14 protein-coding genes are annotated in these 24,433 nt (G+C 41.0%); 5 read left to right on the top strand and 9 right to left on the bottom strand.

Annotated elements, in window-relative coordinates; all coding sequences use genetic code 11:
• Positions 1 to 536 precede the first annotated feature (536 nt).
• Entirely contained in the window at positions 537 to 1,106 is a 570-nt protein-coding gene (locus G3O08_RS09470; RefSeq protein ID WP_163285122.1) for a M48 family metalloprotease, read from the top strand.
• An 89-nt stretch (positions 1,107 to 1,195) separates the two neighbouring features.
• Here G3O08_RS09470 and G3O08_RS09475 read toward each other — a convergent pair whose 3' ends face one another.
• From G3O08_RS09475 to G3O08_RS09515, 9 genes are all read right to left on the bottom strand, one after another.
• On the bottom strand, positions 1,196 to 1,999 hold the full coding sequence (locus tag G3O08_RS09475; protein WP_163285123.1) for a M48 family metallopeptidase: 804 nt from the start codon (positions 1,997 to 1,999) through the stop codon (positions 1,196 to 1,198).
• A 1-nt stretch (position 2,000) separates the two neighbouring features.
• Positions 2,001 to 2,279 carry an ATP-dependent Clp protease adaptor ClpS gene (locus tag G3O08_RS09480; protein WP_163285136.1) on the bottom strand — a complete coding sequence of 93 codons (279 nt, stop codon included), beginning with the start codon at positions 2,277 to 2,279 and terminating at the stop codon, positions 2,001 to 2,003.
• Between the two features lie 638 nt (positions 2,280 to 2,917).
• Positions 2,918 to 10,141, bottom strand: a complete 7,224-nt coding sequence (locus tag G3O08_RS09485) for a PD40 domain-containing protein (RefSeq protein WP_163285124.1) — start codon at positions 10,139 to 10,141, stop codon at positions 2,918 to 2,920.
• A 102-nt stretch (positions 10,142 to 10,243) separates the two neighbouring features.
• A complete protein-coding gene (locus G3O08_RS09490; protein WP_163285125.1) occupies positions 10,244 to 14,689 on the bottom strand; it encodes a hypothetical protein in 4,446 nt (1,481 codons plus the stop codon).
• Complete coding sequence (gene prmA, locus G3O08_RS09495; RefSeq protein ID WP_163285126.1) at positions 14,689 to 15,528, bottom strand: 50S ribosomal protein L11 methyltransferase; 840 nt, start codon at positions 15,526 to 15,528, stop codon at positions 14,689 to 14,691. Before prmA ends, G3O08_RS09490 begins: the two co-directional genes overlap by 1 nt.
• Positions 15,529 to 15,640: 112 nt before the next feature.
• A complete protein-coding gene (gene tpiA, locus G3O08_RS09500) occupies positions 15,641 to 16,396 on the bottom strand; it encodes a triose-phosphate isomerase (RefSeq protein WP_163285127.1) in 756 nt (251 codons plus the stop codon).
• Between the two features lie 6 nt (positions 16,397 to 16,402).
• On the bottom strand, positions 16,403 to 17,689 hold the full coding sequence (locus G3O08_RS09505) for an ABC transporter permease (RefSeq protein ID WP_317164052.1): 1,287 nt from the start codon (positions 17,687 to 17,689) through the stop codon (positions 16,403 to 16,405).
• Between the two features lie 6 nt (positions 17,690 to 17,695).
• Positions 17,696 to 19,231: a DoxX family membrane protein gene (locus G3O08_RS09510; protein WP_163285128.1), complete on the bottom strand. Its 1,536-nt coding sequence runs from the start codon at positions 19,229 to 19,231 to the stop codon at positions 17,696 to 17,698.
• 9 nt (positions 19,232 to 19,240) lie between these two features.
• Complete coding sequence (locus G3O08_RS09515; RefSeq protein ID WP_163285129.1) at positions 19,241 to 19,801, bottom strand: DUF1599 domain-containing protein; 561 nt, start codon at positions 19,799 to 19,801, stop codon at positions 19,241 to 19,243.
• 174 nt (positions 19,802 to 19,975) lie between these two features.
• Between G3O08_RS09515 and folP the strand changes: the two genes are divergently transcribed.
• The 4 genes from folP to G3O08_RS09535 all read left to right on the top strand — a co-directional run bounded on the left by folP (position 19,976) and on the right by G3O08_RS09535 (position 23,435).
• The gene (folP, locus tag G3O08_RS09520) at positions 19,976 to 20,827 is read left to right on the top strand and encodes a dihydropteroate synthase (protein WP_317164053.1); all 852 of its coding nucleotides are present in this window, start codon (positions 19,976 to 19,978) and stop codon (positions 20,825 to 20,827) included.
• A gap of 489 nt (positions 20,828 to 21,316) precedes the next feature.
• On the top strand, positions 21,317 to 22,309 hold the full coding sequence (locus tag G3O08_RS09525; protein WP_163285130.1) for a YpdA family putative bacillithiol disulfide reductase: 993 nt from the start codon (positions 21,317 to 21,319) through the stop codon (positions 22,307 to 22,309).
• On the top strand, positions 22,302 to 22,835 hold the full coding sequence (locus G3O08_RS09530) for a Crp/Fnr family transcriptional regulator (protein ID WP_163285131.1): 534 nt from the start codon (positions 22,302 to 22,304) through the stop codon (positions 22,833 to 22,835). Before G3O08_RS09525 ends, G3O08_RS09530 begins: the two co-directional genes overlap by 8 nt.
• A 57-nt stretch (positions 22,836 to 22,892) precedes the next feature.
• Positions 22,893 to 23,435: a DinB family protein gene (locus tag G3O08_RS09535; RefSeq protein ID WP_163285132.1), complete on the top strand. Its 543-nt coding sequence runs from the start codon at positions 22,893 to 22,895 to the stop codon at positions 23,433 to 23,435.
• The last annotated feature ends 998 nt before the right edge of the window (positions 23,436 to 24,433 follow it).

Below are 24,433 nucleotides of genomic sequence, written 5' to 3' on the forward strand. Positions count from 1 at the left end.
TCTTTTTAAATTACAGCAAGATTTGTATAAAATCTTGTTGTAATCTTTCTTACCACTGATCGGAATGCAGCCGAGGAAGATATCTTTATTTTTGTTGCAAATCCATACTCTCCTACTATAAGAAAGTTGGAACAAAATAAACTATTCAATAGGAATGAAGTAGCTAATAACAAATACTCGGATCAATAATTAAAGACTACCCTGCTTCCCACAAAATTTATTAGTTCGTTGCCACCAGATAATTTAGGGACTTCGATAAGTCGAAATTTTACAGAATATTTTTGATGTAATTTTCTTTGCTTTATATTGAGCTGCTGTTTTTACTGTGATATTTTTTTGTTCTTTGCAGAAAGTACTCATTCAGCAACAATTCTCCTACCTATACTGTTACTCTATTTACGAAACGAAGAAAAAAAGTCAACATCAAAATTCCATTTTCAACATATTGCCCCGTATTCCTGCTCGTTATCCTAGTTGCTACCTCCCCTATACCGGCAAATAGCCAATCCACAGAAACTTCTGAACCAAACACCCCAATGAAAATAACCTTCAAGAACATTCAAAACCAAAAAATTAAAGATTGTTTTATGGAAGTGTTAAATCGGTACGAAGCGCTTCACCAATATGAAATCACTTTGGTTCAAAAACGAATTAAAGCCTCAACAATGCAGGCGCAGCCAATAGTTAGCCTCAAGAGTCTGTTTACCGGTGTAAAGCGTTATCAAATAAAGCTCGCATTATATGTAAAAGACAGCGATGAAATAATGGTTTCAGATTTGCCGGATGATGTACTTATCGGCTGGCTTGCGCACGAATTAGGGCACGTAGTTGATTATGAACCCCGATCTAATTTTGGAATGATCACTTACGGACTTCGTTACGTGTTTTCAGGTAAGTTTAAACGCGCTGCGGAACATGAAGCAGATAATATTGCTGTGGTACATGGCTTCGCAGCCGAGATTATCGCCACCAAAAGATACATTCTGGAAAATGATTTTTTGGGAGACCATTACAAGTCAATTATTAATAAATACTATATGTCAATTGACGATGTGGGACTTTGCAAAGACGAAAATGCGCCTATAGAGCCTAAGATTGAGCTATGAATTAGCTTCAAGCCTTTAGCTTCAAGCTTCAAGACGTTTTCTCATTCAGACCCTTCAAAGATTTAGCACTCCGAAAAATCCAATAAATATCAAGGCTTATAATATTTCAAAGCCTTAGGCATATAATCATTCAAATCATTAATCCGAGTTTCATCTGACGGGTGAGTGCTCAACCATTCAGGTGGTGCTTGTCCCCCACTGTTTTGCGACATACGCGTCCAAAAGTCAGGTGCCTCTCGCGGGTCATACCCGGCCATAGCCATAAAAACCAGCCCAAGCTTATCGGCTTCAGATTCATGTGTTCGTGAAAATGCCAACGATCCCAATCCGGTACCAATACCATAAGATTGTAATAACAATTGTCGTGTGAGCTGCGGCTGCTCCTGAGTTAAAACATCGAGTGTCATTCCCGCTGCCTGAATACCCAATTGTTGACTCATTCGCTCATTTCCGTGATGAGCTACTGCGTGGGCAACTTCGTGCCCCATTACTACAGCTATCCCGGCATCGTCTTGACAAATAGGTAATATTCCGCTGTAAAAAACCACACGACCACCGGGCATAGCCCACGCATTAACAGTTTGATCTTGAATGGTGTGAAATTCCCATTTAAAATTCTTGGCAATATCTTTATAGCCATTCTCATTTAAATAAGTCTCAACAGCCTTAGATATTTTCAAACCTACCCGCTTTACTTGCTGCGCTTGCGGATTCGAAGGCGGAAGTGGCGGATTTTCTGATAGGAAATCGCTATAAGCAGTGGCGCTCATTGCAATCATCTGTGATTCTGGAAGCAGATTTAATTGTTTCCTCCCGGTAATTGGCACTTTAGAACATGCTATAAACAATACAGAGGAAATGATGGCAAGGGCAAGAGCTTTTTTCAATTCCATGTTATTCGATTTCTGCTGTTAAACCGCGATTTAACAAGGCGGTGCATAAAGGTTTAAGTTTTTCAAATTCTCCGCGCTTTACAGAGCATTTTCCGTTGTGATGCACTATAAAAGTACATTGCTCAGCTTGAATCATGCTGTGACTACAAACTTTCACCAAACTTTCAATTACAAAATCAAAAGTGTTGTGATCGTCGTCGTATAGAACAATTTCTTTTGTGGGTTTTAGAAGCTCATCGAGCTGTATATCAATCTCTTCTTCTATTTCAATATCATGCATTACAAACATACCAGTAGTTTTACCAATTATACAAAGGTAAAAAACCGTTTTTTGTTTTAACACTTACTAAAATAAATGTTTAACTACAGTTTTGAACCAAAGGAAAACCGGCTTGCTCTGATCAATTTTTTAGATAAAAATTTGAACCCACTCGGATAAGGAGTTTGTTCTAAAATTCGCTAATTGGAATATTTAATATTTCATTGGTTTCCAATGTGTTAATTTAGAAATAGGGAGCAAAGCGTGAGTCACGTGACAGTTCACTTTAGGGTTAGGGCGCAAAGCGTGAGTTGTCCAACAATTCACTTCAGGTTAGCGAGCAAGGCGTGCGTCGCGTGACAATTCCCTTCAGGGTTAGGGCGGAAAGCGTGAGTTGTCCAACAATTTACTTCAGGTTAGCCAGCAAGGCGTGCGTCGCGTGACAATTCCCTTTTGGGTTAGGGCGCAAAGCGTGAGTCGTCCAACAATTCCCTTCAGGGGTTAGGGCGGAAAGCGTGAGTCGTGTGACAATTTAGGGTCGGGGCGGAAAGATTTAAAATTATTGAATTCAGGGTTATCGGAGTGGATTCAAATATACATTTTGTGAACAGAAATTTTCTCTATTTGCAACTAATGGCTATAACTCCAACCTCCTGGAATTACCTAGAATCGACCGCCGAAATAACTCCATTTACTACCTTGCCCATTACCGCAGAGTTTACTCCCGCAGCCAGGCTCAATTTTAAAAACTCCTCTGCTTCTGCCTTACTCTCAAATTCAGGTGAAGCGTATATCGAAATACCATTTGGAGCTGTTACTCTCCTGATTTTTAAATCGCTTCTTTCCAGAAATACATTTGCTACATTTTGCGGAACAGCACCGGCATAGCTTCCAAGAATTACGACGTATTTAATGTCATCTTTCTTTACCACATCAGTATTAACTCCCGAAGAATCCACTTTTCCGACGGCTGGTTTTTTGCCGATTGCGGGCGATAAAGCTGAAGTACCTTCAGCAACAAAAATGCTCTGTGCTTTTGATATAGAAATACGCTTACCATTATAATATGCCGTGATAAATGCGTCGCCAACACCTTTTTCAATTACTTCGGCCTTTCTAATCCCTGCCGTTTCGGGGCTGGTATATCTACCGCTTGTATAACGGATATAACCGGTAGAGGTTAATTCGCTATTGAGCTCAACTAAATTAAACAGCGCATCGAGCTTAACAGGTTTTGAATAAACCCCTACTTGAACGGTATAGAATAGGCCTGTTGTAGCCTCTACCAGGTTGGCTTCAGCTGCTTCAGGGTCGTTGTAATAATCTGTTCGCGGTATCTCTGTAGCGGCAGTAATGCCGGTTTCCTGTGCAGAGCTACCTGTTGGCTGGGAAGTACCTGCCGGTTTTGGAGCCAGTGTTTCTGCAACGGTCATTCCTTCAGCCACTCGCGTTTGCTCAAGGATCTGCTGAGCTTGCGTTCCGGTAAGTCTCTCACCATCTACGTAAGCTACAACAAAAGCATCAGAATAACCTTTTTCTCTTATTTGGTTTCGAGCGGTTATCGCAGCCTTATATGTTCTGAAAATTCCTGCGCGGTACCGCGTAATTCCATTTGGTAACTCCTGCCCCATTATCGGTGCAAAATCTCCATATAAATCTTGTGGAATTGAATTTCTAAAAGCCCCCACCTGAACCTGGAATACCAAACCGCCAGGCATTACCGGATCAACCGGAATTGGTTTTTTATCGCTATAAACCGATCCTTCAGACTTTACAAAAAGGGATTCCTTTACGTCCGAGAAATCGTCTTTTTCAGCGATTATCTCAAACACATTTAGCCAGTTCCCATGAGCTTCAAGAAGCAGTTTCTCATCGATGGAACTCAAATTTTCATTAATTGGCATTACGTCGGCAGCAGCATCAACTGTGCTTGCATTGGCAACCGATTCTTTTGAAGATGAACTTGCAGCGTTTTCTTCCGGTTTCTCTATTTCGGCTGTAGTTAAATCAGGCTTAGAATCTTTGTCCTCAACCTTGTTTCGTGAGTTTTTCTTTGGTTTGGAAGTATTTGACTTGCTCATTTCTGCAGAGGCAAAATCTGATGGCACAACGGTGTACGTTTCTCTGTCCATAATCTGATTCATCTCGGCAATTTCTTGACCGCTTAAATCAGATGCAGCTGCCACAACTTCAGATTCCTGCTCTTTTCGCAAATTGCGTAGTTTCTCAGCCTGGAAGGTGGCCATGCTCGATTTCTGATAATTCACGGTGGCTTCTGCAATAATCCTGTTTACCCGTGTCTGAAGCTCCTGTTTTACATTGGGATTCTCTTCGTGAACAATGATTCCCTCAAGGCGTTTTACCTCGGCAAATTTTTCGATAGATTCAGAGTCCATCTTTTTGGCATAAGCCGCCTGACGCGTCTCCATCCGCTTCAAACTATCTGCACCAAGCGATGACAGCAAATATCTGAATTGATCTGGATTTGATTCTAAAAGCTTAAGACCCCGCTCATCTATTTTTGTGGATGACTCAATTAAACGGGTATCACTTTCAGGGGTAGGCTTCAAGATAAAGCTATAATCTATGGCAAGCGCCTGGTCTTTTTTGGCAAGTTCTATTTTTTGATTCTCATTCAGGTCTGTCTCTATCAGGCGATGAATAGGAGTAATATAAGTTTTGCCCGGTTCCGGTTTATAATTATCCGGATTTTCCATCATAGCCTCAAGCAGGGGTTCAGATTTAGCATTACGTTCTATTTCGGTGGCCGCCATCTCCACAGATATTACTTCAGGCTCTACATTCTTTACTTCTCTTTCCAAAGTTGTATTCAACAGCGACAAACCCGCAATCAGCTTATTTTCAGACTCAATTCGCTCGTTTTCACTTATTTCCTTTCGTTCAGCTCGTGTTTCAATTTCAGAGAAACTCCGATTTAGATTTGCAATTTCGCGGCTGAAACTCTCAATTTTATTCTCGGTTTTCACTTCCGATTTAAACTCTTTCAATCTGCTTATCAGCGCATTATTGCTATTCTGAAAATAGCTGATTTCAGCCGTATTCGATTTCGATATCTCACTGGTCAACCGGTTTTGCAAATCAGAGATCTGTTTTTTTATAAGATCCAACTTGCTCAGGCTTTCTGCTTGTTCGTTTATATCAGAAGATGCATTAATCGCAGTAACAAGGTTACGTGCATTGCTTGTCATTAAGTTTAGCGAATCAATCATCGGATCCATTCGATCACGTGAAATGTTTGCATTCAGCGATTTGTATTTCAAACCTGCAATCACCGGCACATCTATCCATTCTGATTCTAAGTCACTTACCTCAATTCTGTTTGTAAGTTCTGCCCTCTTAACAGTTTTCAAATTTTCAGTATTCGCTGTTTCGGCAACAGTGGCATCTGCGTTAGAAATCGAATTATCAGCTAGCGTCAGCATTTCAGCTTCGTTAATAAGTCTATCAGATTCTTGTCTTTTATCGGCGGCAATTGCATCCAGAAGCTGAATTTGCACTTGAAGCGAATCCTTGTTCAGTGCTGCACCCGGGATATCCAGCTTTGCAACCAATTCCACAAGTAAAGAGTCAATCTTTAAAGCCGTAGTGGCATTGAGTAAAGCTACCCTTTCTAAACGCTCCTTTTCAATTAGCTCATTTGCCTCAATTGCGCTAATCTGTTCGTTAAACGATTCCTCAATATTTCTTACATAATTAGGTGAAGGCTCAATTGCCACAGGCATAGCATCCCGGCCTGGCACTTCTTCCGGTTCAGATTCAATGAAAACTTCAAGTGGTTCTTCAACCACATCTTCTTCTATTTCTGTTAAAGCCTTAATTTCTTTCTGGTCGGCATCAATTTCATCTACCACAGCCGACCTTTCTGCCAAGAGTATTTGATAACGCCCCTGGATAAGTTCAGCATTTTTTGGATTTGACTCGCCTTCCAAAGCAGCGCTGTACATTTGTAATTCGGCTTGCAAGCTGCTCAAATATGCCTTATTCAGAGCAATTCTTTCGGCAAGCAACACCATTCCGCTATTTTCAGCTTCAATCTTCTGCAGCTCAACATCATAATCTCCAAGAAGCACATTTCTTGAATAAGGAGCTCTCAGTTCAGCGGCAAATTCAGGACTTAGTCCTGTTAATTCGTTCTCAGCTTCAGATAAATTAGAGTCACCTCGAAGATCGCTATTCGAAACAGGCTCAGACATCAAGGCCGCATACTCAACTGCTTTTGTGGTGTGAGGCTTGTAGGCCATTTCACCGGTTTCTACCAATCTGTCCTGGCGGATTTCCAAACTTTTAATTCTCCGCAACTCAATCAGGTCTTCCGTTTTTAAATCAGAAACGCCCTCTCCACGTATCAACTGGTCAACCGATTCAATAAATTTTGTGTTTAGTTTTATCCGGTCCAATGCTATTTCGGGGTCACTATTTCCCGAAAGTTCAGCCGCTGCGATTTCAGAAAGATAATCTGTGTCTATTTTGCTTATTTTCTTCTCATATTTCTTGTCAGAATATGCATCGGCCACTTTCATTTCAAGTCTTGCAATATGCGAAACGCTTAAACTCTCCAAATCCAATTCGGCACGGGCAAGCGCTGTGACCGATTCGTTTTCCGGCTGATCTACAACATCTTCAGCGCCGTCATCCGCCAAAGTCATTTCGCCTTTCAATTCAGAAATTTTTGATTTGCTAAGCGCTATTTCCTTTTCTTTTGTTCCTTTTAATGCCTGATACTGTTCAAGTTGCTCCTCAATATTTTCGTTTTCATCTCCCCCTACTCCTCTCTCCAAATCGGCGATCGATGCGTCAATAATGGATATCCAGTCTTCGGCAGCTTCAATTTTCACATTCTCGGCAGCTATTTTATTTTCGGTGCTCACACCGGTTAGAGCTTTGTCCGATTTGGTGTTTTCTTTTGCAGATGTATTGTCTGCTAAGCTGGCATCATTCTCAGTTTGTTTTTTGGTGGTGTTTTCTGCTTCCGCGAATGTTGATTCTGTAGCTTCCTTAGTCTTTACTTTCTCTTTTTGAGCTTCCGCGAATGTTGATTCAGTGTCTTCCTGCGTCTTCATTTTTGGCTTTTCCGATTCCGCAAATGGGGCCTCGGTTGTCTTTTCCCCGTTCTCATTTATCTGATTCACATCAGCATTAGATACTTCTGTTTTAGACTCACCAAGGTCGCCCGAAGCTAGTTCATCTGCGTCAGCCGAAGATTCTATAGGATTTTTATCAATTTGATTTGGTTTGGCTTCCGATAAATGCTCATCTGATTCTGTTTCGTTAATTCCGTCTTCATTTTCCGCGGCCGTCTGTTGATTATTATTTCCAATTGCATTAGCAATAGCTACTTCTTCTTGGGGATTTTCATAAACTGCTATCTCATCGTTAGTTTCTAAACTCAAGTCGGCTCCATCAACGGCATAAGCGCGCTTGAATGCCAGCTCTTTTTGATCAGAATCAAAATTGGCAGTAGCCTGAGGATTGTCTTTCAAATAAGCTGATACCTGTTTACCATCAATTTCCAGATTTGCAACTTCGCTTTCAAGCGAGGTAAGGGTTTCCTTATTAGCTGCCGAGATAGACGTAGATTGAGGCGCCTGGTAATTCGGTGTATTTACTTCTTTGTTTATTTGAGATAGAATTTCAAACTGCTGTTTCTTGTCATAAGATTCTTCCTGCACTTTGGCTGCTTGCTCAAAGGCTTTGGTTGCACGGTTTTTTGCATCATCTGCTTCTTCAGTAAGTCTGCTAATTTCGGCATCAAGTGCCTTTGCGTCTTTGCCGGTCAGTTTTTCACGCTGTCTTGTTTTATTATGCAATCTGGTCTCCGCATCATCCGCCTGACTGCGAATAGACGAGGCCCTGTCTAAGAATTTTTGAGCGTCATTTCTAGACTGCACGCTTGTAATCTGCATCTGATCAATGGCGTCAAAATCCCGATTTGTTCTATCTTGTTTTTCCTGAATAGATTTTTCAGCTTTTAAAGCCTCAAGCGCCGTGTTGTAGTCGGCACTATTTAGAGCAGCATCCAGAGCTTTTGACTGATTGTCGGCTTCCTGCTCTGCTTCGGCGGCTTGTTTTTCAAGTGCGTTAAGTTCATTAATTAACTTGCTGGTATTATCAGCTTCGCGCAATGCGTTTTCGGCCTCCATTTTAGCTATGCCGGCTTTAAACATCACCTCTCCCCGCTTCTCTTCAGGCATGGTGGCAGCTTGTGCAATAAGGTCTTTAGCCTCCTTTGATTGTGTATTGGCAGCGGACACAGCTTGAAAATAGTACTGCTGTGCAGCCAGCTTTAAATCATTAATTTTCTCTTTTTTAGCAGAAAGATCTGTTTTGCGCTTTTGCGATGCTTCCAAAACTTTTTCATTGCTTAGTCCTGCTCCAAAACCGGCGGCATTGTATGCTAGGGCAATATTGTCCACCTTCTCTTCCACCTCGGGTTCTGGCTCGGTTTCTTCCTGCGCATTAAAGTTCACATCAAGTGCTGCACGCTGACGCAGCATTTTTTGCGCAAGCGCCGCCACATCGCCATCGTACTGCTGATCGAAAAGATTGTTGATGAGTAGTTTTTCAACTCCGGCTGAACTTACAAGCTCCATTTCCTGTAGGTACGCGGTAATGCCAGAACTTTTGGGAATCTCAACAATGCCAGCATGAATTCGGTCGCTCTTCTCGGCTTCTACAGATAGCTTAAACCTGCCACTTCGAGGGAAACTCAAAACATAATCCCCCGTTTGAGGATCGGTATATTGCACATCTACCACTTTATTGGTTGAAGCATCAACAACTGTAATCTTGGCGAGCTTATTATCTAAAGCTATTCGATTGATAAAATTCCCTTTTACAAAAGTTATATCGGCCGGAACACTGCTTACCAGCACTTTATAAACATGAAGCTCTCCCTGTTTGCTCGATCGTGCCGAAGCAAAATAGGCCATGTTCTTAAGCGAATCTGCTATATAGAATAGATCGTCGTCGGGCGTATTAATGGCAAAATCAAGATTTTCGGGGCTTGAGAAACTCCCGCCTACATAAGTTGATTTAAACACGTCATATCCACCCATGCTGCTATGTCCTTTTGACGAAAAGTAGAACGTAGAATTATCGGGATGCATAAATGGGTAATCTTCGTCGTAAGGCGTATTTATTGAAGGCCCCAGCAAAACAGGATCAGAAAAACTTCCTCCCGGCAATACTTCGGCACTGTAAATATCCAGTCCGTTTTCACCATCCTTTCCATAACTAGAAAAGTAAACAGTCGTACCCGTACCACGAAAGTGAATCAATGATTTTTGATTGCGCTTTTTGTCTAGTGAGCTTAAGAGAACTTCGGGGGTTACAAGAATTTTTCCACCAATATCCTTCAGATCGTAAATTCTAAAAAACGCTTCTTCCGTTGATTGTTTTTTATTTAAAACTTTGACTTCCTTAATTTTCGAAAGCAGGTTTTGACCATTGCGGCAATCTTCTATTTCACGATCTACCCCTAATGCTTCACTCGCTTTGTTTCCCGCAAGAACTTTGTACTTATTGTAAGCATGAATAGCATCTGCAAATTGATAATTGAGATGATATGCCCTGCCGAGAAAATACCAGCATTTATTATCAATACCGTTCTTTGTAGAAGCATACCGCAGAAATTTTATGGCTTCTTCCTTTTTATCGGCATCGCCATAAAGTGCAGTAGCCCCATATTTGTAATTGAACTCGGGCTTGGTAGGATTTAGGCTAAGCAGCTGAGAATAGAGCGGCATGGCTTTGGCATATTGACCCTGCTCAAATAAGGCGTTAGCTTCTTTAAGTAGGTCATCTTCGCTGTATTGCGCATTTGCGGTAAGTACCGCGAAAAAACACATTACAGAAATTAGCATTCTGTATGTTAAGCTTATAGCCAATTTATAGTTTAATAGGGTTCTCCATCTACGTCTATAGTTGGTGAATGTTGCGCTAAGGAAACAATAATTCAGTTATTATTAAAACATGAATTGATCTAAAAAGATATTTTGTTTAGATTTTGATCCTAGCATGTACATATAATCATCTTCTTTTTTCTTTCCTGGTGTCTTTCTCTTGTCTTCTTTCTCTTCCAACACAATGTTGTTAAACTCTTTATCTGACGAGTAAACCTGCAATAATCCGCGCTTGTAGGTAAAGTAATACCAGTTAGCATCGTCTATCTCAAAATACAGGTGAATAATATCTCCGCTTGCTTTTTTCTCAACCACCACTTTTCCGGGCACCTGACGGAAAAATTGGTCTTTGCCAATACTGGCAATTCCTATTTCGCCTTTTGATACAAAAGATTCTAAAAGCGGATCCCAGGTTAGGTTTATATCCGAAACAAAGAGTGTTTTATTTAATTCTTCAGGCAGCTTTTTAATAGATCCGCTAAGGCTAAGTTCCGAAATAACCTTGTCAGAAGCTTCCAGCCCCATCAATTCGCGCACAGCGTACTCATAATTTGATTTGGAGAAATCAACTGGTTTTAAATCGGGCAGAGCCACCAAATAGGTGCGCATTTTATCAAGTGCCTGCGAGTTAAACGGAAAGCTTAGGGTCATAGAAGCATCGATATTTACCTTTTCATCAAGAGGTTGATAAACAAGTTTTCCAATCGTTCTCATACCAAACTGGCCAACATCATCGCTCAAATTAAGCTCACCCTGACCTGTTAAATCGCAACTGGCCGTAGCAAGCGATACAAAATTGCCGGGAAGGTTGTTTTGTTTCAATTTATCTTCAGCAGCTACTTCATATTGCTGTTTTGTTTTATTAAATTTTAAAACACCACGCGATGTTAATACAGATTGATCTGCATCATCGCGGCTGGCTGAAAGGAAAGTTCCATATATTTCATACGGATCTTTTACGAGCTTCATTCCCACATCTACCTGGTTTCCGCGATTGTCTTCAAGAATGGTATCCACCGGAATGGTAACATCTTGTGGATCTATGCTCGACGTAAAATTCATCCAGTTACGCTGCAATCTGTCGCATGAGTGTATTATGCGTGTGCTTCCGCTAAAGGTCAAAAACTTATCATTTGAGCTCAGCGTAACATTCCCCTGATATTCAAAATGCGGACTTAGATAAAACTGGTCGTTTTCAACTATTTTTCCGATACCTACGGTTTGCAATGAGCTGTCAACGCCTATTGTTTGAATGCTGATTAAGCTAGGCTGTTTGTTCTCATCAAGATAAGTGTAATCGCCCGATCCCACATAGTCAAAACGCGATAAAATAGTTACCGATGCATTGTTAATAGTGTGATATTGCGTTACATAATTTGCTAAAATGGTTGCATTGCTCAAAGGATCCATTTTTGCCCTTCGGCGAATGACTACTTTACCACTATCGGGGGTAATTTTGGCATCAGCAACTCTTATGTAGGGTATCTCATTGGCATAAATGGTATAAGAATCCAGATCGTAAACGGCCTTTGGCGACATAAAGTTAAGCGAGTCCTGACCGTCTTTTACACTAAAGAAGTTAGATCGGTTCATATCAAGTTCCGTATCAATTACAAAGTCTGAAGCCATCTCACGTGAAGTTTCAAGCTCAATATCATTCTCATCCATATACCACTTAAACTCATCCATGAAGCAGATATAATCGTTTACCGGAAATTCAACTTTCGTTTCCTCTCCGTTGGATTTAAACTGACCCATACGCTGATCAAAATCAATTGATGCATTTACATTATCAGTTTTAAACGCCATATTAGCTTCTTGCATAGCGAGGAGTCTAAATTCTGCAGTATCTGAAGTAAAGGCATTTAGGTTGTATTCAATAAGGTTAGATTCAAGCTCGGCTCCTGAAAACTGCACAATACCTAATCCTGTGAGACCACTAGGCTGAAGATCAACTTGTCCCATTGATGCCGAAGCCTGACCATCAAACATACTAATTGGAGTTTTAAGAACACCGGCGGTCAACTTATCGTCGGCGGGATAGAAAGCAAGATCCACTGCAGTGGCGTGTGCTTCAGGCACCTCCGGAGGGCCAGTTTGTTTGGTGTTTACAAAAGCTGTGGTAATACCGCGTGTGCTATCTGGAAAAAAGGTAAATCTATCTGATGACGAAACGGAGGTAAGGTATTCCAAATCACCATCACCCTGCAAACCGTTGTAGTTCACTATTATATCGTTTTTAAACACAGCTTTGTCTGCGTAAAGCGGCAATCCACCCGGAGGCGTAGCACGCACAAAACCAAGTGAGTAATCTTCCTGAATTTTAAGCTGTTCTGCCAGTTCCGGAAAAATTCCTCCACTTACAAAACGACCCTGAAAGGCCACCTCTTCTGTTGCGAAATTATCGAGGCTATCCAGTACAAATGGCTCTAGCTCAAAAAAGACCTTATCGCGCTGGTAAACTCCTTTTTGAATATTGCTATTGTCGTAGTAAACATAAGAGTCTCTATCGCTTGTAAGAATAGGATATTCAGTAAACTCTTCCTGAAGACCTGATTTATTAAATGGATTATCGATTTGAAGCGTTCCGCCTATTCCTTCAATTACGTTTTTAACTCTGCGCAAGGCTTTGCTGTCCGGACTAAAATCTTCTACATAAAGCTGGCACGAATCAACGGCTATAAGGTCTATCTGAAACTTATCGTAGTCAAAAGCATATTCCTGACCGTAAAATTCAAACCGTCCCGACCGTATAACACCGCCAAAATTAAAGTTTCTGTTTTTGCGCAGATTTACTTCACCATTCTTGGGGTAGATCGCCACATTTTGGGAGTCGGAAAGCAATATTTGATCAACACCTTTAAGCACCAGATCGAGATTTACCAGATTTAACTCGGCATTACTTCCCTGGCGCACATCAGAGTTAAAGATAATTACATCGTAATCAATATTTCCGGCGGCAGCCTGAATATAATCAAAAAGCTTTTGCCTTACTTCTACAGATTGGCTCGGAATATCGTAACTAATAAACCCTTTATTGGTTAAGTCTATCAATCGCGGCACAAAGTCTTCCAGTCTAAACCCCATACTGTAAGCAAGTCCCTCAGCGTCCAGGTAATCAGAGTTTACTTGTTTTGCATATCTGCTTATTCCATAGAGTGGATTCATTTTGTCCATTCCCTGCAGGCTTGTGTATCTATGCATTTTAAAGAAGTTGGCACTTTCAAATGCAGCACGAGTTTCCGAGCTTCCCGGAAGGTTGCCCATGCGAATTATAGGGTCGTCAATATTCCAATTGAATGACTCAAAGTAGAGATCAATTTTGTGATAGGAGTCGTAATATGGCGATTTCGAAAGTCCCTCATCGGTTCTAATCAGATCGAGCTCCCTCTTCTCTTTTCTAAATCGAAGCTGCAAACTGGGGTGTACAATAGAATCATTGTTGAGTAAAATCACTACTCGCGCATCTTGCGATGATATGCGATCGGGCTTAATAGCATAAAACTGTGCGTAAGCAATTAATTGCGGAAGGTTTTCGCGTTTAAAAGTAAGCTTGGCCGGTTCATCAATCGATCCGTAGCCTTGAAGACTCGACCCTTCCATTCTAAAACCACCGTTGTAATCTACTTTGTCTACAATATTGTCAATCAAAAGTCGCTTTTCGTAAGAAGAGAATTGTGGATAACTTGCATTTTCGGGTGTAACATTTGCCAGGATTTTATCTTCGACGATTCCCAAAAGTGGATAAGAGAAAAACGTATTGAAAAACTGAACCGAATCGATAATAAAGGTTGATGAGCGGATATTTAATTCATACGATTCTTGTATTACTGCATAAGTCTCATTGGGATCAAGGGCTGCACGCTCCCATGTTATTTTTCCCTCGCGACCATTAAATTTTTCTGTGCTGGGAAAATACTCTCCTGAAGTTGCATAAATAACAGAACTGTCGCCTTTCGACCGGCATATAAGGTTGCCATTGGGGATTACAATACTGGGATCTTTTCCGTCAAATTTAAATTGCCATCCGGCGTTATCAGTTTTCCAGATTGTAGAAGGTGAAGCATAAAATGTGTTGTCGAAAAAGAGACTTTCAGACATGATTAAATATTCTTCAATATCCTTTTTGGCTTTTTTCTGTAAATTTAGAATTGTTTCAGTCCAAATATCAAAACCTTCTCCCTCTTGTGGCGATCCCGGAAATGACATTAGCGTCGTTAAAAAAGCCTTATAAAATGGAAATGGTCGAAGGCGCTTTTTCAAAATCGCATCTCCTACGTCATAAATTTTTTTGATTTGAGCCTCATCGTAAATATCGCTATTGAGCCAGAACGGCATAAAACGATTCTCCATAAACTCTTTGGTTTCTTTCTTATCTGCATCGCTCATTATTTCATAGAGTTGATCGTAAAATGCCTGCTTTTCACGGGTAAATTCGCGTAGTGTTTGCGCTTGAACAAAAACACTAATTAAAACACTTAGTATCGTAATAATGAAAGCTTTATTCATCAAGAGTTTTCTTTTTTTAGTTCAAGAGCAGCCCAGGAATTTTTAATTTCCCGGTCTATTAAAAATAAATTGTACTTCGATGCCTTTTCCGCTATTTCATCAATATCCGATTGAAAAAACCCGCTTAAAATAAGCGTTCCACCTTCTTTAAGATGTACTGCAAAAGACGCCATAAGTTGCACTAAAACATTCTTATTTATATTGGCTAATATAACGTCATAAACGGGCGAATCTTGCGGAATAGTTTCTGCTTTATGCACATGGATATCCACATTGTTGAGCTCCACGTTTTCAAGCGTATTTTTGTAAGCCCAATCTTCACTGTCAATTGCCATCACATCTGCGGCTCCGAGCTTCCGGGCAGCGATAGCCAATACTCCGGTTCCACTGCCCATATCGAGCAGAGATACGTTTTTCAAATCCATTTTTAAAAGCATCGACAAAACGAGAAAAGTCGTTTCATGATGCCCCGTACCGAATGACATTTGCGGATTAATCTGAATATCTAAATCGTATTCGCCCGCTTCAATCCTATGAAATGGTGCCCGAACAATACATTTGTCGCCAATTGTGACCACCGGATATTCAGATTCCCAAACTGCATTCCAGTTTTGATCAGGAATAAGTTCGCTTTTGAATTTAATATCACCCATTCCTTCAAGCATTTTTACACAGGTAGCCACATCTGCACTATTGTGCAAGTTTTCTGGTACATAACCCACTACTCCTGTTTGTGTTTCTTCAAAACTTTCAAAACCAATTTCTGCAAGCTGCGAAACCAGTATTTCAGATAGTGGTTTGGGCGGATTGCAATCAAAAGTATAAGCCAGGTAGTTCATAAGGAGAATAGAATTTACAAATATTACAGTGTTCTCAATGCAAACTTGATTGAGTAGCAATCAATCTTAAAAATTAAATTGAATCGCTGCTTTCTGGTCAAGCCCCAAAAGATTATTGCGCAGCCTTGATAATCGCTAAAAAATCATCTGCATTAAGCGAAGCTCCACCAATCAATCCACCATCAACATCTTTTTGACTAAAGAGTTCTTTGGCATTAGAAGGCTTGCAACTCCCACCATATAAAATGCGCATTTCTTTTGCGAAATCAGCGCCAAATTTACTCGACACAAATTGGCGGATATCAGCGTGCATTTCTTGTGCTTGTTCGGTTGTAGCTGTTTTTCCCGTACCGATGGCCCACACGGGTTCGTAGGCAATAACCAAAGTCTTAAGTTCGTCTGCACTAAAGCCCGAAAGCGCTTCGTTGATTTGGCTCTGAACCACCTGAACGTGTTTTCCAGACTCACGTTCCTGAAGACTTTCACCGCAACAATATACCGGATTAATCTCGGCATCGAGACAAGCGCGAATTTTCTTGGCAATCAAAGCATCTGTTTCGCCGTGGTAGCTTCTACGCTCACTATGACCTACAATGGCATATCGCCCACCTGTAGATTTTAGCATCGCCGCAGAAAACTCACCCGTATAAGCACCTTCGTCATTATGCGCACTTACATCTTGCGCTCCTATACACACCTTGCTCGTAGCCGATTTGGCGAAAGCCGCCAAATACAAAGATGGTGGAGCAACCATAACGGTTACATTCCCAAACTGCTGCGAATGTGCACAGATTTCTTCAAAGAGAGCCTTCGCTGAATCGCTCAATTTGTTCATTTTCCAATTACCTGCTACAATCTTTTTTCTCATATCGTTTTATTTCAATCGGATGCGCGGATCTAACCATCCATAAATAATGTCCACAAAAATATTAATCAATACAAATGCCGCAGCAATAACTAGCACAGAGCCCATCACCACCGGGTAATCATCATTCTGCAAAGATTGGAATACCTGAAGTCCAAGTCCTTTCCAATTAAATATAAATTCAATAAATACTGCCCCAGCAAGCATAGAAGCAAACCATCCTGATATGGCTGTTACCACCGGATTTAGTGCGTTTCGCAAAGCGTGACCAAAAATAACCCGACTTTCTGAAAGACCTTTGGCCCTCGCCGTGCGCACATAATCCTGCGAAAGCTGCTCTAAAAGCGAGTTTCGGGTGAGTTGCATTACGATAGCCAGTGGCCTGATACCCAAAGTTATTACCGGAAGGATTAGATTTTGCATAGCTAGATATTCGCCAGTAAAGACATCTACATCGTAGAGTGATCCTGTCATATTCAAGCCTGTACCCGGAAGATGAAAAACTCCTCCTGAAAACGGAATAATTGAAAACCCAAACAAGAAATGTACGGAGCCACCAAGTAAAGTAAGGGCTAAGCCAATTACGAATCCCTTTAAACCATTGCTCACATAGCGCACTCCCAACTTTTTATGTTTTCCGAAAAAGGTAAATGCAATACCAAGCAACAGAAATACAAATGGCAAGGCCGGAAGTGAAACTTGTGCAGACCAAAGATAACCACCTAACCAGGAGAGAATTATAGCTGAAAAAAAGCTCGGCGTTGACATGCCAAGAACAGCTGAAAAAAGCGAAAAATTATCAAGAAAACTACCCTTGTAAATCGCCGATACAACACCGAATAAGATTCCGAATACAAGCGCAAACGAAATGGCAAAAAGCGCCAGAATAACCGTTCCCGGAAGGGCTTCGGCAATTACGTCGGCCACTGGTTTTCGAGACTGGTATGACCGGCGCAGGTAGGGATATTTGAGAACCACCGTTTTGGCACCAACCGAAAAAAGACTTGTGTAGTCGTATTTTGCCGAATCGAGATAAAGATGGCTTGATTCATTCTTATTTTCATGAATAGATACAGGACTGATATCGTTTAGATACAGCAAATATTGTTCTCCTTTTGGTAAGTCAAGCCCCAGCTCGCGGTTTACTGCAGCCAGCGACTCCTCATCTACCCGCTGCCCGAGCAACATCCGTGCAGGATCGCCGGGATTGATACTGAATATGGCAAATACGAGGGTAACTACCCCCCAAAGTACCAAAATTCCGTAAATGAGTTTGCGCAAGATGTATCCTATCACACCAGTTTATTTCATGTATTCTTTTTGAATGCTTTCGAAATCGGGCATCTCTGCAGCGCTCCACTTTTCTATTATTTTACCGTCTTTTAAAAGAACCACGCCCGGATTTGAACGAATAATCGTTTTCAAAAAGATTTCATCAGCAGTAAAAAAGTCAATACTCAACTGATTTTCATGACGATACGTTTCATACAAATCATAAGGCGACGCTGTAATGGCAAATATTTCAACTCCGGCAGCTTGTGCACCGCTGGCCAGCGTTTTTAGTTTTTGAGCGCTGTCGCCACCTCGTGTTCGCTCCATATCATACATTACCACCATCAGGCTGTAATTTGGATTGTTGAGAATATCTTCGCCAATATCGCTATCGTCGGCATTCATTACTACAAACGTAGCAATTGGTGGCTCATACCCTTTTTGAACCACAACCGGTTCGGGAAGAGTTGAAGCAATTTTCCACGCCTCATCTTTCCACACTTCCTGCTCGAGGTAAATATTTGAGTTCATGGTTTTCTTTTCACCCGTTTCGCTGTTTTCCAGTAGATATACGTTGGCGTAAATTGTTCCTTTTACACCCAGCTCATCGGCTGTTTTCATCTGTTCCTTAATATTCTTTCCTACGGCATAAGGGCGATAGTCTTTAATAGGCAGATATTTATAGGTATAGAAAGCAAAACCATATGTTAGTACTGCCAGCAATCCGGCAAGTATCCACGAGCGTTTTGTATCAGTTCCTTTTACTGCTGAATTAATAAGGAAGAAGATAATAACCGAAAGAACGAAAAAGTAAGTTGGAAACATCCATCCGAACAACCATCCGCCGAAGAGCAAAATGATAATTAATGCGAGCGGCAAAATGATAATGTTATCCTTCAGCTTGTTAAGTTTTATTTTTCCGCTGTAAAGCAACACTACAAGTGTGAGAAAAAACAGACCCAGATCTTTATAAAAAGATTCCCACGGCGTAAGCGATCTTCCCACCGATCCGCGCAAAGCATCGCCAAAACAACCACAATCTGTTACGCACACCCTGTCAAAGGATTCTCCGGCAGCCATAGCGGCCATTTGTGCACCATCGCAAGTGGCAGTGTAATATGTTAGCCAGCCAAAGAATACAGTCATTCCCAGAAGGGCAAAAGAAACCAGCCTGGCCTGCGCGCCGAAAAGTAAAGCGAGCCCCAGAAGTACCTCTATTCCAGAAACAAAGAATGATATTGGCAAAGCTAAATCGTGAAAAGAAGCCCAGAAAGCACCAAGGGCATTTTCATCAAAATACTCTTCTAGTTTAATGCCGAAACCGACGGTATCATTGGCTTTTATCAATCCCGAAACAATAAAAACAGACCCCACAACAATTCTAGCAACGTAAGTAGCCGAAGTGGGTTTATTGGCAAGCAGCAATACCGCCGGAATTAGTGCAGCAACCGTCGCCATCCAATAAATATTAAAGGCATCTACAACACTGGGTTTTGCAAAGCCAAGCACTACCATAGTTACCGCTACTGCGATAAGTACAATTCCGAGAATTCTGGATTTATTCATCTTTCTGTGTTATTTTTGAGTTTCAGGTTCTGACTCACCGATCAAAATCATTGCAAAAATGGCATAATTTATAATATCGTAATAATTGGCATCTATCCCTTCGCTAATCAGCGTTTTGCCCTCATTGTCTTCTATTTGCTTTATGCGAAGCAGTTTCATTAAAATCAAATCGGTAAGCGACGAAACACGCATATCGCGCCAGGCCTCTCCGTAATCATGATTCTTGTTAAGCATTAATGAGTGGGCTTCTCCGGCATACTTATCATAGAGATTTTTGGTGCGATCTGCTGCCAGATCCATTTCACTGCTATCGCCAAGCTCTAGCTGAATAAGCGCCATAATGCAGTAGTTGATTATGCCAATGAATTCAGATTCAACACCTTCATCGACCAGGCTTTGCTTTAACTCCTGAATGGTTCGAATACGGTTTGCCTTAATAAATATTTGGTCGGTAAGCGAGCTGGTACGCAAAATACGCCAGGCTGTACCATAATCGTTCATTTTCTTAAAGAAGATATCTTTGCACGCGTCCAATACTTTATCGTATTGTTCGGATGTTTTATTTGCCATATTTTAATACCTGGTTTTGGTGATTTGCTTTATCAAGAGATAGTTCGCTTACAATCAGTGAATAATTTAAATTTATCAACCTAATTTCACACCATACAATTAAAAGAGTACCAAAGTCTGAATAAAATTGCTTTTCGCATTTTAGATTATAGACCGACACCAATAAATACAGCCGTGAAAGATACTGCAAATATAAAAGACCAAAGTATGCAAGTTAAAGGAGTCTTGCTAAATTTTAACAAGCCTTTAACCATGGGAGTTTTAAACATTACCGGCGATTCATTTTATGCCGGTAGCCGGAATGCTTTCAAAGAGCAGTATTTGCCAAAAGCACTAAAAATGGCAGCAGAAGGTGCAGATATACTTGATATTGGCGCGTACTCGACCAGACCCGGAGCTAATGAAGTAGATGAACTGACCGAGATAAAAAAGCTTACAGAGGCTATAAGTATTATTCGTGGTGCCCTTCCGGGAATGATTATTTCAGCCGACACTTTCAGAGCATCTGTTGCGAGAGAGGCCGTTGCTGCCGGAGCAGATATTATAAACGATATTGGTGGCGGAACTCTTGATGATCAAATGTTTGAAACCGTTGCCGCACTTCGCGTTCCTTACATACTTATGCATATGCGTGGAAATCCGCAAACGATGAATTCAAAAGCGGTTTACGCAGATTTAGTAGGCGAAATTGTTTTTGAACTTAGCGAAAAGGTAAATAGACTCCACGAATTGGGTGTGGCTGACATTATTATAGATCCGGGTTTTGGATTCGCCAAAACCGCTTTGCAGAATTTTGAGCTCTTAAAACGCCTCGACGAACTTTCTATTTTCAATGCACCCATTCTCGCCGGGCTATCTCGAAAATCAATGATATGGCGTACACTAAAGATCACTCCCGATGAAGCACTTAACGGAACAACGGCATTAAATATGGTTGCGCTGATGAATGGAGCTAAAATTTTGCGTGTACACGATGTTAAGGAAGCAAGTGAGGCAATTCAGCTTTGGGAAGTTTATAAGGGTTAATATTACATCTTCAGCCCGACCCGAAAGGTATTTTTTTTTCCTTTGGGGTCTTACTCTATTACAAATTGTATACTAATGACCACCCGCTCCGTCGAGCCCAGAGCACCGCTCCGCTGCGTATCCACCCAATTTTCTTCATAAAGTTTCTTTTATTTCAAAAACTTCTCACGAAGCGCTCCGAAGGATATCCAACTTTCGGCCTAATCGCATGCCTCAACAATCACTCAATTCATACTTTTTGAACCAAAATAAAGACCCAAAAGGTTCGTTCGTTTCATTTCTCAAATCATATCTTAGCTCTAGAACCTTTCGGGTCTACTAAATAACAAACCATACACTATTGATTACCCTTAGCCTTAGGAAATGCGGGTTGATACCAAATCCTGAAAGCCAATACCGAATTATTATAAACATTGTCAAATCACTCACCTTCAAGATATCACACCTCCTCCGTAAAATCCGTATTTTTGTAAAAACACAATTAAATAGATGAGCGATAAAAAGGAATGGCCGGTAATTGTAATAGGTGCTGGGCCATGCGGAATTGCAGCTGCCGCCGAATTAAAGAAAAAAGGAATTGAGAGTTTGATTGTCGAAAAGGGGGCAGTTACAGAATCTATTCGGCAATATCCAAACCGGATGACCTTTTTTAGCACTGCCGAGAATATCGAGATTGCCGACATCCCCTTCCCTACTAGCAATGTAAAAGCTAATCGGAATGAAGCTCTCCAGTATTACCGGAAGGTGGCGCAATATTTTGATCTCAATTTTCAGCTCAATACAGCAGTTCAAAAAGTAGATCGCCAGGGAGATGAATTTATCGTTCACACTTCACGCGGAAATTTCACTGCGCGATTTGTAGTTCTGGCCACAGGATATTTTGATAAGCCCAGGCTGCTCAATATTCCCGGCGAAGATTTGCCCACAGTAAGCCATTATTACAAAGAGCCTTATGCCCATTCTTTTCAAAAAGTTGTAATTGTGGGTGGCGGAAATAGTGGAATTGAGGCCGCTCTTGAGCTCTATAGGCACAATGTTGACATAACCATGATTGTACGTGGTGAGGACCTAAAACCAACCGCAAAGTACTGGCTTGTTCCCGACATAAAAAACAGAATTAAAGAAGGCAAAATCAAGGTTTTTTTCAATGCTGAAGCCAAAGCAATTCGCGCTGGTGAGATTGATATTGTGGTCGCCAGCGGCGAAAAGCAAAGCATCGAGGCCGATTTTATCTATATTCTGGTCGGCTATCTTCCCGAAGTTAAGTTGCTCACCGCTTGCGGATTAAAGCCAGACCCGGAGAGCTTACTTCTCGACTTCAATTCTGCCACTTATGAGTCAGAAATTGAAAATCTTTTTCTTTGCGGAACAGTTCTGGCCGGTGTACACACCGAAAAAATTTTTATAGAAAATGGCCGCGAACATGCTAAAGCCATTGCAGCTGCCGTTAGTCAAAAAATGGAAACCGTTTTAAATGACTGAAGATTTTTTTCAGCAGTTTGAAGAAGCGTTTCCAGAGAGTGTTTCTTTTATTACGCTTCCGCGAAATGGGGTTTTAATAGCCGCAGGACAGCGCGAAAGATATTCATATTTTGTATTGAGTGGTGCGCTGCGAGTAGTTTATAAAAGTGAATCACAGGCACAGATTATTCGATTTGGGTATGAAGGATCAATCATTACTTCACTACCTGCCTTTTTTGACGATTCCCCTTCCCTATTTGATATTATAGCCATACGAAAATCAGAGATTAAATGCCTTGAAAAGAATGCCTTGTTCAGATTTGTGGAAAGCTCGCCGCAATACCAGAAAAGCTATCAGCTCATTCTTCAAGATTTGGTTAGGCAACAGGTTGAGCGTGAAATTGACCTTTTAATAAGTTCACCGGCAGAACGCTATCAGCGTGTTTTGGCGCGAAGTCCAATGCTTTTTCAGAAAATTCCGGCAGTGCACATCGCAAACTATCTGCGTATGACGCCTGAGCATCTAAGCCGGATTCGCAAATCTTGATTTGAATCAATAAAAATTACTTCCCTTGTTCCGTAATTTGCTGAAATTCCTAAACCGATGTTGCAAAACGAAATAATAAAAGATCTGGAATCGCGGATAAACAAAATTATAGATTGGGCAGATTCCCTGCGGCACACTGATATTTCTAAATTGAAAGCCAAACCTTCAGAAACGGGCTGGAGTGCGCTTGAGTGCATTGACCATTTAAACAGGTACAGCGATTTTTATCTTCCCGAGTTTACCAAAGCCATTGATAAGGCTCGTATTAAAAGCAGCGAAAACTACAAGCCGGGCTGGTTGGGAAATAAAATGGCCGTTGATATGCTTCCGCAAAATGGAAAGCTTAAATCAACCATGAAAACCTTTAAGTCAAAAAACCCAACACTTGACGGTATTAGTCCAAATGCTTTGGAAAAATTTATTGATCAGCAAAAAGCATTAAAAGAAATTCTGGGAAGGGCAGAGCTCGTTGATCTATCTTCCCTGCGCGTGCCAACCACAATTCCATTACTTAGATTAAAACTCGGAGACACTTTACGATTCTTTGTTTTTCACGAAGTACGGCATGTTGAACAAGCTCAGCGAGCGCTGAAATCCTAACCAAAATAAACAAGCTCACATCGAGATCTGCTTCACTAAAAAATTGAAAAACGGATATGATGACGTTAAATCTTAGAAAACTGCTCCGCTGGGTATCTACCCCTGCGGCCATTAATTTCAAGTAAATATTGATAACCGCTGCTTTAAAATGTTCAGTCTATAATTTATAGATGTTTTCCGCAGGGTAGATACCGCTGCGGAGCGCACACGACTAAAATGCTGTATATCAACACTTGATACAATACGTCAGTGATAGAATTATTCCTTTTGATCATCCGTACGGAGTCCTTACAGTCCTAAGATTGCTTCGGTACAGAGCTTTGCCACGTTTTTGAGCTTGGCATTCCATAAAGGTATAATTTGAGTAAATTACTTTGCGATAAAAATGGACATTTTCTCGAATTTTATTTTTAATGAACGAAAAAATCAAAACCTAGTTTTTTATTACTTAGAAATACGTAAAGCCCTGTAAGGAATTAGCGTGTACCTAAGAGCTTTGGGAACTGCGGATTTTTTTTTACTATGAGCGGATGGCTTTTGAAATTAGGTACTTCAATAACCACATAGAAGCTTGTGGATACTATTTTTAATAAGGAAGTGTCGCCGTAAAAGCCCTGAAGGGGCTACATTCGATAGCGATGGGTGAAGCCCATCGTTAAAATTACCATCACATTAACAGCCCTGAAAGGGTGACATTCTCCGATCAAATTTTCGACAGGCGATTCGTGGTGCATTACATTCCGTTGGTATTTTGTAGATGTCACCCTTTCAGGTACTGTGTAAAAATCCAAATTTATTTCGACATTTTTTTATGTCGTATATTTACACTTCCAAAGGAAGACTCTTCTTGAGTTTATCCTGTGTAGCCTGGGCTTCTGCTTGGGCTATTTTTTTATTAAAATAGTCTGGTTCATACTCTTGATCTTTTTTGCAAAGCGTATAAACAAGAATGAGTAGTTTTCGTTGCACAGCTACTTGCGCTTTCATGGGTATATGTG

The organism is Cryomorpha ignava (assembly GCF_010686655.1).
Classification (GTDB): domain Bacteria; phylum Bacteroidota; class Bacteroidia; order Flavobacteriales_D; family Cryomorphaceae; genus Cryomorpha; species Cryomorpha ignava.

Excerpts from the sequence above, each read along its gene's own strand:
- G3O08_RS09470 (WP_163285122.1), top strand. The coding sequence starts at position 537 with ATGAAAATAACCTTCAAGAACATTCAAAACCAAAAAATTAAAGATTGT.
- G3O08_RS09475 (WP_163285123.1), bottom strand. The coding sequence starts at position 1,999 with ATGGAATTGAAAAAAGCTCTTGCCCTTGCCATCATTTCCTCTGTATTG.
- G3O08_RS09480 (WP_163285136.1), bottom strand. The coding sequence starts at position 2,279 with ATGCATGATATTGAAATAGAAGAAGAGATTGATATACAGCTCGATGAG.
- G3O08_RS09485 (WP_163285124.1), bottom strand. The coding sequence starts at position 10,141 with ATGCTAATTTCTGTAATGTGTTTTTTCGCGGTACTTACCGCAAATGCG.
- G3O08_RS09490 (WP_163285125.1), bottom strand. The coding sequence starts at position 14,689 with ATGAATAAAGCTTTCATTATTACGATACTAAGTGTTTTAATTAGTGTT.
- prmA (WP_163285126.1), bottom strand. The coding sequence starts at position 15,528 with ATGAACTACCTGGCTTATACTTTTGATTGCAATCCGCCCAAACCACTA.
- tpiA (WP_163285127.1), bottom strand. The coding sequence starts at position 16,396 with ATGAGAAAAAAGATTGTAGCAGGTAATTGGAAAATGAACAAATTGAGC.
- G3O08_RS09510 (WP_163285128.1), bottom strand. The coding sequence starts at position 19,231 with ATGAATAAATCCAGAATTCTCGGAATTGTACTTATCGCAGTAGCGGTA.
- G3O08_RS09515 (WP_163285129.1), bottom strand. The coding sequence starts at position 19,801 with ATGGCAAATAAAACATCCGAACAATACGATAAAGTATTGGACGCGTGC.
- G3O08_RS09525 (WP_163285130.1), top strand. The coding sequence starts at position 21,317 with ATGAGCGATAAAAAGGAATGGCCGGTAATTGTAATAGGTGCTGGGCCA.
- G3O08_RS09530 (WP_163285131.1), top strand. The coding sequence starts at position 22,302 with ATGACTGAAGATTTTTTTCAGCAGTTTGAAGAAGCGTTTCCAGAGAGT.
- G3O08_RS09535 (WP_163285132.1), top strand. The coding sequence starts at position 22,893 with ATGTTGCAAAACGAAATAATAAAAGATCTGGAATCGCGGATAAACAAA.